The organism is Clostridium sp. Marseille-Q2269 (assembly GCF_943736985.1).
Lineage (GTDB): Bacteria > Bacillota > Clostridia > Clostridiales > Clostridiaceae > Clostridium_F.
The window spans coordinates 67,952-83,297 of the sequence record NZ_CALSFS010000006.1 but is presented as its reverse complement, the minus strand read 5'-3'; the positions used below and the strand labels follow the sequence as shown (position 1 = coordinate 83,297).

The following is a 15,346-nucleotide window of genomic DNA, read 5'->3' as shown; positions in this document are numbered from 1 at the left end:
CCTTCCTTCTTATAAGGATCTTTAAAATTCCTTCTCTTGGTTATCTAGCCTTTTTTAATTTTCTAGCATTTATTATTGCCATTAATATTCCTAATGTAAAGAATGCTCCTGGCGCAAGTATCATTATTAAAGCTGGTTGAAATGAGCTTGGCATTATTTGGTGACCAAATAATTGGCCTGCTCCTAACAGTTCTCTTATCATTCCTATTACTGTTAATGATAATGTAAATCCTAAGCCTTGACCTAATCCATCAAATATTGATGCTACTGGACCATTTTTGGATGCATAGGCTTCTGCTCTTCCTAATATAACACAGTTAACAACTATAAGTGGTATAAATATACCTAATGATTGATATAAGGCTGGTACGAAACCTTGCATTAAGAATTGAAGTAATGTAACAAAGGCTGCTATTACTACTATAAATGATGGTATACGAATTTTGTCTGGTATTACTTTTCTAAGTAGTGATATAACTAAGTTTGAACCCATAAGAACCACTGTAGATGCAAGTCCCATACCTATACCATTTTTAGCACCTGATGTTACTGCCAAAGTAGGACACATTGCTAAAACTTGGACGAAAGTAACATTTTCGTCTATAATTCCATTCTTTAATCTTTCGCCTAAAACGCTCATTATTTTTGTCCTCCCTTCAATTCATTTTTATAATATGCAACAGCATCATTAACACCCTTTGTAACGGCTTTTGATGTTATTGTTGCACCTGTCATAGCTTGTATTTCATTGTCTTTTCCTGGTGCTGTCTTAACAACTTCTAAGTCTTTTTCAATTGATTTTCCTTTAAATTGTCCTGAGAATTTTGGTTGTGGGGCATTAGCTCCAAGTCCTGGTGTCTCTGAATGGGAAAGAATTTTTATTCCTTCTACTTTACCATCCTTAGAAACTCCAACCATCATCTCTATTTGTCCACCGTATCCTTTTGTTAAAACTTTTAGAGCATATCCTGCTGTGTCGCTGCCTTTTTTTCCTTCATTAACTTCTGTCACAACAGCACTTGATTTTCCATCCATCTTTTCAAAAGCATTTGCTTTTGGAAGTATTTCTTTCATGGCTTCATTATTTGTTTTTTGTACCTGTTGTTCTATTGGTTTTTTAGTTATTACGAAAGCTCCTCCCAGTATAATCCCTGCTATGGCAGTTATTATAAGAAGCTTTAATCCTAATGCTAATGTCTCATTCTTTTCCATTATTTCACCTCCCCAAATACTCTTGGAGTTACGAATTTATCTATTAAAGGTACAAATAAATTCATTAATAGAATTGAGTAAGAAACTCCTTCTGGATATCCTCCGAATATACGTATGATTGTTGTTATTAAACCACACCCTATTGCGAAAATAACCTGTCCTTTTTTAGTCATTGGTGAAGTTGTATAATCAGTTGCCATAAATATAGCTCCTAACATTAATCCACCTACAAAAATTTCATATATTGCATTTCCAGACATAAATCCATGTCTTCCTATTACTGCTGTGAGTACAAATACAGTTGCTACATAAGTAACTGGTACATGCCAAGTTATTATTCTTCTATATAAAAGATAAGCAAAACCTATAAGTAATGCTAAAGCTGATGTTTCACCAATACATCCTCCTATATGTCCTAGAAAAGCTGATGCCATGCTTGGTATTTGTCCTTGTCCACTCTTTAAAATAGCAAGTGGTGTAGCTGTAGTAACTCCATCAACATTCCAAGTAGTCATAGCTACTGGCCAAGATGCAAGTAAAAATGCTCTTCCTGCTAATGCTGGATTTACTATGTTTTGACCTATACCTCCAAAGAATTGTTTAACAACTATTATAGAGAAAAAGCTGCCTATAACTACCATCCATAATGGAAGTGTTGATGGCACGTTAAATGCAAGTAACATTCCTGTTACCACTGCACTTAAATCTCCTATAGTTATATCTCTTCCTGTAGCTTTTTCCCAGATATATTCTGCTGCTATACAAGAAATAACTGCTGTTAATATAACTAAAAGTGCATGTAATTTAAAGAAATAGATTCCTGCAACAGTTGCTGGAAGTAAAGCTATTATAACATCTCTCATTATTGACTGAACAGAGTCTTTTGAACGAATATGTGGAGATGAAGATAATGTATACATTGATTCAGACATCCAAAGTCACTCCCTACTTAATTATTTTTTTCTTTTTGAAGCTATAACTGAACGTTTAGCTGTTCTTATAGATTGAATTAAATGACGTTTAGCTGGACATACAAAAGTACAGCATCCACATTCTATACAATCTACACCGTGTAACTCTTCAAAACTACCTAATTCACCTCTATTAGATAATGAATCTAATGTAGATGGTATCAAATTCATTGGACATGCTTCTACACATCTTCCACATCTAATACAGCTTCCTCCATGTGGTAATACCGCTTGAGCCTTAGTTAAGCTTAATAAGCCTGAAGAACCCTTCACTGTTGGTATATCTAATGTTGGTATTGTCATACCCATCATTGGACCACCAGATATAACTTTAACTGGTTCTTCTTTATATCCACCACAGAATTCTACTAATTCTCTAAGGTTTGTTCCAAGTTTTATTCTTATATTTTTAGCTTCTTTAACAGCTTCACCTGTAACTGTTATAATTCTTTCTACTAAAGGTCTTCCCAAAACTACTGCATTGTATATTTCTCTAACTGTTGCAGTGTTTTGAACAACACATCCTGCATCTGCTGGAAGTTTTCCTGATGGCACTTCTCTTCCTTTTATAGCATATATTAATTGTTTTTCTGCTCCTTGTGGATATTTGGTCTTAAGAGCTTTAACTTCTATATTTGCTATGCCTTCAGATGCTTTTTTCATAGCTTCTATAGCATCTGGCTTATTATTTTCTATTCCTATGTAGCCTTTTGCTTCTGGGAATATTTTTAATATGATTTTTAAGCCTTCTACTATTTTATCTGACTCCTCTAACATAAGTCTGTGGTCACAAGTTAAATATGGCTCACATTCAGCTGCATTTACTATAATTGAGTCTATTTTTTTGTCTGGTGGTGGTGAAAGTTTTACATGAGTCGGAAAACAGGCTCCACCCATACCAACAATACCTGCTTGTTGTATTAATTTAATTATTTCTTCTTTTGACATTTCATTGTAGTGTTTTGGTTTTGGCATTTCAATTTCTTCATATTGTCCATCATTTTCTACAATAACCGCCATTACCTTTGTTCCTGCTGCTGTTAATACTGGAGCAAGGTTTTTTACAGTACCTGAAACACTACTGTGGATAGGCGCTGATACAAAACCTGTAGCTTCACCTATAACTTGACCAACTAATACTTTGTCACCTTTTTTAACTATAGGATTACAAGGTGCCCCTATATGTTGGGACATAGGGAACACTAAATCGCCCTTTGGTAAATATTCTTCTATAGGTTTTTTTTCTGTAAGGTATTTTCCATGAGGTGGATGTACACCTTTTTTAAAAGTTAATAGTTCCATACTAATCCTCCTATCTTTATGCATACATGCTAAAAGTCATGAAATACACAATATTGTTACTTAAAATATAGATTGATTTAAAACAGTGAATTTATTATTAATTTAAAATAAAGATTAAATAATAAACAATTTTGCATAGCTAAAGCTATTATATAATAATTGCAAGCAATAATTATGCCAAAACAATCCACAAAAAAATTTCCTATAATCTTGTTATTACTTTTTAATAGCAACTAGAAATTTTTAAGAAATTTTTAATATATTAATTTTATTTTAAGAACACACTAATTATTTTATAGGAATTTGTATATATCTGCAAGTGCAAATTTACTTACTATCATCACAAAAATTTACAATTTATTTTAAATTAAAATAAAATTATACTCATACATATTATAAGTTTTTTGTAATCCATTTACAAGGGCATATACTAAGTTTAATTTATAACATACTTTATAGTATTTTATACGATTATATGTTTAAAAATTACAATTTATGTAGCTTATATATCCCTTTATATGTCCCTTTATATACAATTGTAATTTTAAAAATAAAATCTTTCATTTTTTTATATTTATAAGTATCATAATATTAAAAAAGCCCTTACTTTTTTATAAATTATAAGCAAATAGTATAATAAAAATTAATTTTTAATTATATGTATATACTTATTTAGTATATAATTTAAATTTTTATATTACCTATCTGAATACATGCTTTAATTCTATGTTTTAAATATATGTTTTAAATATGGATTCTATTAATAATATTAAATTTTAATAAACTCTTACACATTAAGATATATGGCAATACCATACGTATATCACAGTTTTTAAGTGACTTTTATGTATTTATTTTTTATAATGTAAATAAGCACATTTTTTTGTTACATTTTTCACATATTTTTTATAAATTAATTCATTGTGCTAATTAAATCTTAAACATAAAAAATATTATACTAATATTTTATGTCTGAAGATTCCATAGCTTTAACGCAAGTAATTTCAATATAAAGAATTAACTAATACCAAAAGTTAAATTAATAAAACTAAATTATATAAAAATTGTGCAGCATATAATAGATGTAAAAAATTTAGCATCTACTATATGCTACACAAGCTATTAAAGCATAATAAATAATTTTTAATAAACTTATATATAAATTTAAAGTATTTAATGTTACATAATTTTAAGTAGAACTTTTCTTTTTATTTAACATTAAAAAAATTATCATAACAATTAAAGAGCATAATATTCCAGTAGATTGTGCATTTAATATCCATATCCCCTTATCATTGTTTTGGAATTGAAGATATAATGTTACTATTATTCCTACTATTGATGATATAAAAGCACTTTTAGCATTTGGCCTTTGGGAAAATAGGCCGAATAATAATGGTATTGTTAAAGAAACTGACATTAGTGTATAGAATATTGACAGTGCTGTTATTATATTAGGTAGCATAAACGCCATAGCTACCCCTAATATTCCCCCCACTATTGTAACTATTCTTCCTGTTTTTAACAATTTTTTATCATCCATTTTAGGATTTATAAAAGTTTTATATATATCTTCTGTAAAAGTAGTCGTTAGCATATATAATACTGCATCTGCGGTACTAACTTCTGCTGCGAATATGGCTGCTAGTGCTAAAGCAGATACTGAAAAGGGCATTAAATTTTTCATAACCATTGGAAGTGCTAGTTCCTGTTGACTAAGATTAGGAAATACTGCAAAAGCACACATTCCTAATATAGTTGGCAAAAATGCAAATAATGCTTGAACTAATGCACATATACCAGCTCCTCTTTTTATGGTTTTTACATCCTTTGCTCCATAAACTTTTCCTATTAATCCTGGTGATATAAAAAATGATGGTGTAAGCATTAAAAACCATCCTACTATGGTAGTTATCCCTATTCCTTTTAAACTAAAATAATTGGCACTCTCCTGGGCTGGTAGGTTATTTAGTATAGCTGCATGTAACCCGCTAAATCCATTTACACTATTTATGCAATAAGGTACTGCAATTATAAATCCTAATACTATTATTATTAATTCTAGTACATTTACTATGGCTGAAGATAGTAGTCCACCAGATGAAAAGTAAAGAACAACAACTACTGCTCCAATTAGAATTCCTATATTTTTATCAATGCCTGAAGTTACATTCAATATCCATGCGATTCCCATAAGCTGACCTGCAAATAATGCTAATGTACCTATAGTCATCATTATAGATATAGCTCCTTTAAAATATTTAGAATATCTTATATCTAAATAATCTCCTAATGTATATAAATTGTATTTCATAGATTTTTCCCATATTTTAGGTCCTACAAAATAAGCTAATACTACCGTTCCTATGGCAGACATAAATATCCACCAATAAGAAGACACTCCATACTTGTAGGCAATACCTGTTATCCCTACAGTTGAACCTGCTCCTATATTTGCTGCTATTAATGTAGTACACAGTAACTTAGAGTTAAGTTTTCTTCCCGCCACAAAAAAATCTGCAGCTCCTTTTACATATTTTTTAACCACAAATCCTGCTAATATAAGTATGATGGCATATATGATTATAAATATTAAATAGCCCTTCACGACATCCTCCTCTTAAATCTGTTTATTTAATAAATGTTTCTATATAACATTTTTCATTATATTATAACTTAAAACCTGGTGCAATTGCACCAGGTCCTAATAAATTTATTATTGGTAATTATAACTTAATAAAAAATATTTATTCATTACTACCCATTATCAATTTTACATAAAAAGTTATATATCCCTTTTCATACTCTGCCCAAATGCTTCCTCTATGCATTTCTACTATACTCTTTGCTATAGCTAACCCTAGTCCACTGCCACCAGTTGTGGCAGTTCTTGATTTATCCAACCTATAAAATCTATCAAATAATTTTTTAAGGTCTTCTTTTGATATTTCTTCACTTTTATTTGATATAGACACTATGGAAAATACTCTTTCTTTATACAAATTAATTTTTATTTCTCCCGGCTTTATACTATATCTTATGGCATTCATTATAAGATTTTCAAAAACTCTTACCATTTTATCTGGATCTATTTCTGATACTATATCAAAATCCCAGGTATATTTACCTATAGTTATTTTATTTTCTTCACATATAGGTACTAACTCTTCTATTAATTGATCTAACAATTCTGCTAAAATAATTTTTCGTTTATTTAAATCAACTCTATCATTTGTATATTTAGTATAAGAAAATAAATCCTTTATAAGATTTTTTAACTTTTCAGATTTATTATAAGCAACAGTTGCATATTCCATTAATTCTTCTTCACTGTTATATTTTTTTTCTTTTATTAATCCTAAATACCCCATTATAGATGTAAGAGGAGTTCTCAAATCATGAGACACATTTGTTATTAAGTCATTTTTAGCTTTTTCTATTTTCCTTTCCTTTTCCATCTTATCACTTAATTCTTTTGCCATATAGTTTATATTATCCGCTAATAATGCTAACTCATCGTCCCCTACTCTTTTTACTCTGTAATCTAGGGTTCCTTTTGATATTTGTAAAAGTCCATTTGATATATCTTCTATATAATTCATTTTCTTTTTTGTTATAAATAAGAATCCAAATATAAATACTATAGTAGCTAAGAAAAAGGAACTTACTGATTTATCTTTTGTATGATATACTGTTTCCGCTCTTGGTATACCTTTAACTATTATGTAAGCTTTTGAATTTTTAAAAACCAATGGATTAATACTTACAAATTCTTTTCTTCCTGTATCATAATCACTCTGGTATTTATCTATATTTTGGAGCTGTATATTATTTTTTATTACCTCGAATATATCAACTTTTTCTTCTTCCACATTTTTAACTTTAAAAAGAATCTTTCCTTCAGTATCAGCTATAAATATTTTATTGTTTTTGTCTAAACCCCATTCAGTATTTATAATTTCTTCAATAGTTTTTTTATCATCTATTTTTAGTTCTCTACCATTAATTTGATCTGATATAGATAAAGAATAATTATAAATTTCATTTATACCTTTTTCATAATCTATTTGTGAGTACTTACTAGCTTTAGTTAAATAATTGTTAACTGCAACATAACTCATAATAGCCATTAAAAAGCACAACCCAAAAGTAAATATAAGTTCTAATCTTACACTTCTCTTTACCTTATAGGATATTAGCTCATATAAATACCTAAACGGCTTCATCATCTTATTGAATGGTTTTAGCATAAAGCTAAACAATCTATTTATTCTACTTTTTTTATTTATCAACCTTATATCCAACTCCCCAAACTGTTTTTATATATCTTGGATCTCTTGGATTTTGTTCTAATTTTTCTCTTAGTTTTCTTATATGAACCATTACTGTATTATTAGAATCTAAAAATTCCTCTTTCCATACTGATTCATATATTTTTTCTATACTAAATACCACACCTCTATTTCTAGCAAGTAACTCTAAAATATCAAATTCTCTTGGGGTAAGTTTAATTTCCTTATCTCCCATTTTCACTTCATGATTAGCTACATTTATAGTTACATCTTCTATAGTAACAACATCTTTATTTTCATTTGTATTGGAACCATTAAGCTTTATATATCTTCTTAACTGAGATTTTACTCTGGCCAAAAGTTCTAAAGGATTAAATGGTTTTGTTATATAATCATCTGCTCCCGTAGTAAGGCCTATTATTTTATCCATATCCTCACTTTTAGCTGAAAGCATTATTATAGGCATGCTTTGTTCTTCTCTTATTTTCATGCAGGCTTCTATACCATCCATCTTTGGCATCATTATATCTAATATTATAAGCTGAATATCATTATTAGTCTTTAAAAGTTCCAAAGCTTCTAATCCATTAGAAGCCTTTAAAGTTATATACCCTTCATTGGTCAAGTATATATCTATTAAATCTCTGATTTCTTTTTCATCATCAACAATGAGTATTTTTTCTGCTGACATTTCTTCATCATCTCCAAACCATAATAATTTATCATATTATAAATTCCCTCACCTAAGATTATAGCAAATATTATGTCTAATAAAACATGTTGTTTTATTAATTGAGTAGATAATATGATAAGTATACCTAATATTATAACAATATTATTAGTAGTCCTTCTATTTTTTATTTCCTTGTTTAACATAAATCTCATAATAATATAGGTAGTCACAACATGAATGCTTGGGAAACAATTATACGGACTATCTGTTCTATATATAAATTTAACAATATTACTAAATACATCATTTCCTAAAATTTCAGCTCTTGGTACTGTAGTTTGAAAAAAGAAAAATACAATATAACTTATAATCAAACTTATTATTATACTAAATAAAGCTTTATAATATAAATTCCTATTTTTAAAACACATATATATTAAACATATAATTACAAATGGATACCAAGACATATAAGGTACAGAGAATTCAGGCAAAAAAGGCATAGATTTATCAAAATTAGTAACTAAACTATACACTCCTCTATTTGAATTATTTAAAATACCATAAAATACATTTACTATTGGTATGAATAACATTAAAAGCAATGGTAGTGTATTGTTTTTAATTTTATATATCACTTTAATTCCTCCCCCTAAATACATTTCTGTTTTTATTTTGTATTATAATTGTACTTAAAATATCTTAATAAAAACTCTATATAATCCTTAAAAATACGTTCTTTAATCCTTAAAAATTTCTTAATATTGACAAATTGCAATGTGAAACAGCTTTCGTACCAGTAGGCTAATAAAGGATATGTGGTTAAAAAGGCAACTCACTTCAATAAGAAATTCTTATTTTAATATCTTTAAAAGATATTATATAAATTTTTAGTTTCATATAAAAATTTTAAATTGGAATATGCGGTGTAAAAGGCATTTGAACAAAATTAGAGATCCTTGTTTGTTTTTCCAAAATATATGATTGAAAATTATTGTTTGAGCGTTCAACGAGTTATGATTTGGAATCATATATTTTAAGGAAAAACAAATTAAGATCTCTTATTGAAGTGTCTTTCAAGCCACATATCCTTTTTTTAATCTAAGGGAGTAGACTTTCAATTTGTAATTTACTTATATTTGTGCAGTTATAAATTGTACTATTATACTTACAACGGCTACATTAAACCATACTATAATTCCCAAAAGTATTGGCTTTAATCCAGCCTTTGTCATTTCTTTAAAATTTGAGTTTAATCCTATGGCCGATAGTGCCATTACTATTAAGAATTTCCCAAACTCATTTATATAATGAATTGTGTTTCCTTTAAATAATCCCATAGTATTTAATAAAGATGCTACTAAGAACCATAATATAAACCATGGGAATATCTTTTTAAAAGAATAATTAACTTCCCCATTTCCCATTTTAGCTTGTTTTTTCTTTTTATATGCTACTATAAATGCAAATATTAATGATATTGGTATTATTAAAGTAGCTCTTGTTAATTTAACTATGGTAGCATATTCACCTGCTTTATTACTAAAAGCATATCCTGCTGCTACTACAGAGGATGTATCATTTATAGCTGTTCCTGCCCACAATCCAAAGGCTTTATCTGAAAATCCTAGTAAATGACCTAATGGTGGAAATATTAAGACAGCTATTATATTAAATAAAAATATAGTTGATATAGAATAAGCTATTTCTACTTCATCCGCTTCTATTATAGGGGATACGGCTGCTATAGCCGACCCTCCACATATAGCTGTACCTACTCCTATTAAAGTTTTTAGCTTGTCTGGTATTTTTAAAAGCTTACCAAATACATAAGCAGTAATACAAGCTGTAGATATTGTAAATAAAGTTACTTCTAAAGATTCTAATCCTGTTTTTCTAACTTGAGATAAACTTAGTCCACCACCTAAAACTATAATAGCCCATTGTAATATTTTTTTTGATGTAAATCCTACTCCTTCTATAGTACTTTTAGGTTTACCTAGAATATTATTTATAATTATACCTATTAATATACCAAACACTGCACCACCTATTATAGGCGCTAAGTTTCCAAGCCACGTAGCTATTAAAGCTATAGCAAATGATAAGAAAACCCCTGGTAATATGCTTTTTATTTTTTTCATTTTTCCATCTCCTATTTAATCCTTTGATTTTTAATTTTATATATAAACTAAATTTCATATGTCCTAATTAGGTAATAAGTCTAAAACGCAGACTACTATAAATTTGAAATTTTAACACTTATTTTTTTATTTTACTTTACTATTTTACAATTTTTATTATGAAAAGTTAAATATTATTATTTTATTATTATAATAAGTATTTACTTATACTTAGCTGAATATTTTAAAATTCTATTATTTTATTTTTAGAAATCAAGTTACACTTTTTTATATTTTAAATACTATATAGTAGGGGAATAGAGGTGATTATATGTATTTTGGCAAAAGATCTCCTTATAGACATTTAGTTGTAGGCAGTGACACTAAAGTACCTCTATATAATGGACAACTATCTTATTGTATAAATTTTGACAATGCAGCCACTACACCTCCTTTAATTTCTGTAATAAACACCATTGTAAATTTTTCTCCTTGGTATTCCTCCATTCACAGAGGTACTGGATATAAATCTCAGTTATCTTCCAAAGTATATGAAGATTCGAGAAAAACTGTTGGATCGTTTGTTGGAGCTGATTTAGATAAAGATACTATCATATATGTAAAAAACACTACAGAAGCTATTAATAAACTTTCCTATAGACTTTCATCTTATGATGATGAATCTGTTATTTTGACCACCTTAATGGAGCATCATTCTAACGATTTACCTTGGCGAGATAAATATACAGTAGATTATATAGAGGTAGATGAATTTGGAAGATTGGTAATTGAAGATTTGAAAAACAAATTAGCAAAATATAAAGGCAGAGTAAAATTAGTTGCTATTACTGGGGCATCTAACGTAACGGGATATATAAATCCTATTCATGATATAGCAAAATTAGTTCACCAATATGGCTCTAAAATTTTAGTGGATGGAGCACAATTTGTACCACATTGTAGTATTGATATGAAATCTCATAATAGCTTGGAGCACATTGATTATTTAGCTTTTTCTGCTCATAAAATGTATGCTCCTTTTGGTATAGGTGTATTAATAGGCCCTAAAGAAACCTTTGAAAAAGGTGAGCCAGATTATAAGGGTGGTGGCACTGTAAATGTAGTAACTAAAGATTATGTTTTATGGACAGATCCTCCAGAAAAAGACGAAGCAGGTACTCCAAATGTTATGGGCGTTATAGCTCTTACTCAAGCTATAAATACCATAAAAACGATAGGCATGAGAAATATTGAGAATTATGAACAAGAAATTTTAAAATATGCTTTTAAAAATATTTCTCAAATACCAGATATAAAAATCTACTGTTCTAATGATTTATATCACCCTAGCGTTGCTATAATACCTTTCAATATAAAAGGTATGCACCATAGCACAACTGCAGAAATACTTTCTAAAGAATTTGGTATAGCTGTAAGAAATGGATGTTTCTGTGCTCAGCCCTATGTTCAAAAGATATTAAATATCCCCAAAGAAGACATAGGGACATATGCGGATTATCCAATGTCATCAAGACCAGGTATGGTTAGGCTAAGCTTTGGTATGTATAATGATATGTATGAAATAGACTTTTTAGTTATGGCTCTTAATAAAATAATTCAAAATAAGAATAAATATTTAAAAAAATATAGCTAAAATAAAGCACCTATAAGTCTGTATTATGGCCATAAACTTATAGGTGTTAATTTATATTTTATTTCTGCTATAAATCTTCTTTCTTTCATTCTTTTGTTATGGATTTTTTACATTACATTTTTACAAAAAACTATGATCTATACTGATTAAATTTTCTATTTAAAAGTATTTTCATAATTAGAAAATCTATAATCCATTGAATTGCTGTTATCCACCAAACACATATTACAGAATAGTTTAATTTATATATATAGTAATAAATCAATGGTATTCTTATGCACCATCCAGAAACTAAAGTTGCAATAAATGGTGTTTTCACATCTCCCATACCCTTTAATATATCCTCTACAACATTAGATGCAGCTATAAAGGGCTGTTCTACAGCTCCAATAAGCAAGCATAAAGTTGCTAATTTCAACACTTTTATTTCTTTATTTTGCACAAAAAATCCCACTAATAAGTTAGGCATAAAAATAAATAATAATGAAAATATTAGAGATATACTAACTGCAAAAAAAATAAACTTATTGCTATATTTTTTTGCTCCTTTATAATCTCTCTCTCCTATTTTTACCCCAATTAATGTAGTAGCAGAAACACCTAAAGCAGTACTAGGTATTATAGAAACTGTTTCCACAGTATTTGCTATTTCGTTAGCAGAAAAAGAAACACTCCCTAACTTTATTATCATAAAAGTACATAATAACCTACTTATACTAAATGCTGCCTCTTCCATAGATGCAGTTACATACATGTTTAAAATATCTTTTATTTTTTGTAATTTAAACAGTTTAAACACATTTATATTTCCCCGATATCTAAATTTACCTATCATATTTATAAAAGAAAACGTGAACCCTGCTATTTGAGACAAGATAGAAGCTAATGCTGCTCCAAATACACCTAAACTGTTCCTTCCCAATCCAAATATAAAAACATAGTCCAATACAATCTTACAGCTACTTATTATCACTGCTGTAAGAAAAGGTGTCCTTGTATTTTTATATCCCCTTAATATAGAATTTATAATTTCTGTATTCATCTTAAAAAAAATTGAAATAGCCATTGTTTTATTAAAAACGTTAGCTATTTTAAGTATATCTCCTCTTGCACCTGCTATATATAAAATTTTTTCACCCCTATAAAATATAAAACAGCTTATAATAAATGAAATTATAACCCCTAAAGATAGGCCACATATAGCATATTGCTGAGCATTTTTATAATGTCTACTACCTATACTCCTAGCTACTAATGAGGTTACAGAAACTGCAAGTCCTATAGAAATAAATATATTACAAATGGTAAAAATAATTCCATTACTTAACCCAACTGCAGTTAAGCATTTATTTCCACCATAATTTCCTATCATTATCATATCAAATACTAACATTAAATTATACAATGTCATTTCTGCTATAACTGGAATAGAAATATCTAAAATTTCTTTCATTGGATATTTTCTTGTCATATAATCCCTCATAAAAATTAATTATGTTAATATATAAGAATTTATTTTAAAACCTTTTTATAGAATTATTTATTAAAATATTTTTAAAACATTTGATAATTATAACTTAATTGATTAAACTCTACTACCTTATATATTCATATTTATATTTAGTTATGAGTAATTTGATTTTTTAATGTTTTTGCCTATTAATGATAATAAAAAATTTCTTTAGTAAAATTCATAAAATTATAAAATAAAATTTAAATATAAATGCATTTTTACTTTTACAATAAAAAGGTATGAATTTAAAATATACTTTTAAAATTCACACCTTTTATTTAATAGTTAAACATACATTTTTCTACTTTATATAATTTTATGTTTCATATATAAATATTTAGATCTTTTCATTTTTTACTACTTTAGTTTTACTCTTTTTATAAACGTATATAGCTACAACAGTAGTTATTATGACTAAAATTAAAGGAACTATAAATTTTGAAGTAAAAGGATGTGTTACATTTTCCCCCATATATGAATAACACATAGTCTCTGGTATAACGCCCAATAAAGATCCAAAAACGAAATGTTTATATTTCATTTTTGTAAGTCCTGAAGCATAGCTTATAGGATCATATGGAAATATTGGTGGAAATCTTAAAAGAAATATAATTTTAAACCCTTCTTTTCCAATGTTGTTATCCATCTCCACAGCTTTTCCTCTTAATATTTTATCTACAAAAGATTTTCCTAAAAGTCTACTTAACCAAAATGCTAAAGTTCCTGATAAAAAGAAACCTAACATATTTAGTATAAATCCCTTTACTGGTCCAAATAAAGTTCCTCCTACAATAGACAGCATAGAAGCGGGAATAATAAGAACTAAAGGTTTTAAAGCATACACCAATAAAAAGCACACAGATGCAAATTTTCCACGACCTCTAATGTATTCTATGGTATTTCTTAAATTCATTTTTCTAATTGTATGTCCATATTTGAATAAAAACACGGCTACAAAAATAACTACTACACTTAAAACAATTATTTTTAATAAATCTTTTTTATTTTTCATAAGTTATATTCTCCTCAACAAATTCTATCTTTTTTCTATACAGATTAAAAGTGGTGGATTATTAGCCTGATTTATAAATGAGCTTTTCATAACATTATAAACCTTTTGATCTAACTTACTAGTAAATTCATCTAAAACAACTTTCTCTTCTTTACCATTTTTATGACCATGATATATTACTAATAAAACTATACCATTATCATCCAATAAATTTAAAGCTTTTTTTAAAGCTCTAAGAGTAGTTTCTGCTTTAGTAGTTATATTATGATCTTTTCCCGGTAAATACCCTAAATTAAATATAAACAACTTTACCTTTTCTTCTACATATTTGTCCAAATTTTCATGTCCATCATTTATAAAAATTATATTTTCAAAAGAAAACTCTTTTAACTTTTCTTTAGTTTTATTTATGGCTTCCTTTTGGATATCAAAGGAAAAAACTTTGCCCATATTTCCTACCAAATGTGCTAATAATATACTGTCATTTCCTTTACCCAAAGTACAATCTACAGCTGTATCACCTAATTTTAATGTATTCTCACATATGTATCTAGCTATATTCACTGCATTATTAAATTTTTCATTTGACATTTA

13 protein-coding genes are annotated in these 15,346 nt (G+C 27.9%); 1 reads left to right on the top strand and 12 read right to left on the bottom strand.

Features of this window, described 5'->3' with window-relative positions; translation table 11 throughout:
• Positions 1–40: 40 nt before the first annotated feature.
• The 9 genes from rsxE to NGI68_RS09255 form a co-directional block, all read right to left on the bottom strand.
• Positions 41–640 carry an electron transport complex subunit RsxE gene (rsxE, locus tag NGI68_RS09295; protein ID WP_251861194.1) on the bottom strand — a complete coding sequence of 200 codons (600 nt, stop codon included), beginning with the start codon at positions 638–640 and terminating at the stop codon, positions 41–43.
• Positions 640–1,212 (bottom strand): RnfABCDGE type electron transport complex subunit G, encoded by a 573-nt coding sequence (locus tag NGI68_RS09290; protein WP_251861193.1) that lies wholly within the window; start codon positions 1,210–1,212, stop codon positions 640–642. Before NGI68_RS09290 ends, rsxE begins: the two co-directional genes overlap by 1 nt.
• Positions 1,212–2,144 (bottom strand): RnfABCDGE type electron transport complex subunit D, encoded by a 933-nt coding sequence (locus NGI68_RS09285; protein WP_251861192.1) that lies wholly within the window; start codon positions 2,142–2,144, stop codon positions 1,212–1,214. The genes NGI68_RS09290 and NGI68_RS09285 overlap by 1 nt, the downstream gene beginning before the upstream one ends.
• 21 nt (positions 2,145–2,165) lie before the next feature.
• The gene (gene rsxC, locus NGI68_RS09280; RefSeq protein ID WP_251861190.1) at positions 2,166–3,485 is read right to left on the bottom strand and encodes an electron transport complex subunit RsxC; all 1,320 of its coding nucleotides are present in this window, start codon (positions 3,483–3,485) and stop codon (positions 2,166–2,168) included.
• Positions 3,486–4,674: 1,189 nt separating this feature from the next.
• Entirely contained in the window at positions 4,675–6,093 is a 1,419-nt protein-coding gene (locus tag NGI68_RS09275) for a sodium:solute symporter family protein (protein WP_251861189.1), read from the bottom strand.
• 139 nt (positions 6,094–6,232) lie between these two features.
• Positions 6,233–7,711, bottom strand: coding sequence for a sensor histidine kinase (locus NGI68_RS09270; RefSeq protein ID WP_502799380.1), 1,479 nt, complete (start codon positions 7,709–7,711; stop codon positions 6,233–6,235).
• Between the two features lie 55 nt (positions 7,712–7,766).
• Positions 7,767–8,468 (bottom strand): response regulator transcription factor, encoded by a 702-nt coding sequence (locus NGI68_RS09265; RefSeq protein ID WP_251861187.1) that lies wholly within the window; start codon positions 8,466–8,468, stop codon positions 7,767–7,769.
• Positions 8,414–9,088: a phosphatase PAP2 family protein gene (locus tag NGI68_RS09260; RefSeq protein WP_251861186.1), complete on the bottom strand. Its 675-nt coding sequence runs from the start codon at positions 9,086–9,088 to the stop codon at positions 8,414–8,416. Before NGI68_RS09260 ends, NGI68_RS09265 begins: the two co-directional genes overlap by 55 nt.
• 495 nt (positions 9,089–9,583) lie before the next feature.
• The gene (locus NGI68_RS09255) at positions 9,584–10,594 is read right to left on the bottom strand and encodes a YeiH family protein (RefSeq protein WP_251861185.1); all 1,011 of its coding nucleotides are present in this window, start codon (positions 10,592–10,594) and stop codon (positions 9,584–9,586) included.
• Positions 10,595–10,904: 310 nt separating this feature from the next.
• On the opposite strand from NGI68_RS09255, the gene NGI68_RS09250 reads away from it, so the two are divergent.
• Positions 10,905–12,227, top strand: a complete 1,323-nt coding sequence (locus tag NGI68_RS09250; RefSeq protein ID WP_251861184.1) for an aminotransferase class V-fold PLP-dependent enzyme — start codon at positions 10,905–10,907, stop codon at positions 12,225–12,227.
• A 130-nt stretch (positions 12,228–12,357) separates the two neighbouring features.
• Here the strand turns inward: NGI68_RS09250 and NGI68_RS09245 are convergent, their stop codons facing one another.
• The 3 genes from NGI68_RS09245 to mnmM all read right to left on the bottom strand — a co-directional run bounded on the left by NGI68_RS09245 (position 12,358) and on the right by mnmM (position 15,343).
• Positions 12,358–13,698, bottom strand: coding sequence for an MATE family efflux transporter (locus NGI68_RS09245; RefSeq protein ID WP_251861183.1), 1,341 nt, complete (start codon positions 13,696–13,698; stop codon positions 12,358–12,360).
• A gap of 379 nt (positions 13,699–14,077) precedes the next feature.
• Positions 14,078–14,752, bottom strand: a complete 675-nt coding sequence (locus tag NGI68_RS09240) for a TVP38/TMEM64 family protein (protein WP_251861182.1) — start codon at positions 14,750–14,752, stop codon at positions 14,078–14,080.
• Between the two features lie 24 nt (positions 14,753–14,776).
• Positions 14,777–15,343, bottom strand: coding sequence for a tRNA 5-(aminomethyl)-2-thiouridylate-methyltransferase MnmM (gene mnmM, locus NGI68_RS09235; protein WP_251861181.1), 567 nt, complete (start codon positions 15,341–15,343; stop codon positions 14,777–14,779).
• Between the last annotated feature and the right edge of the window lie 3 nt (positions 15,344–15,346).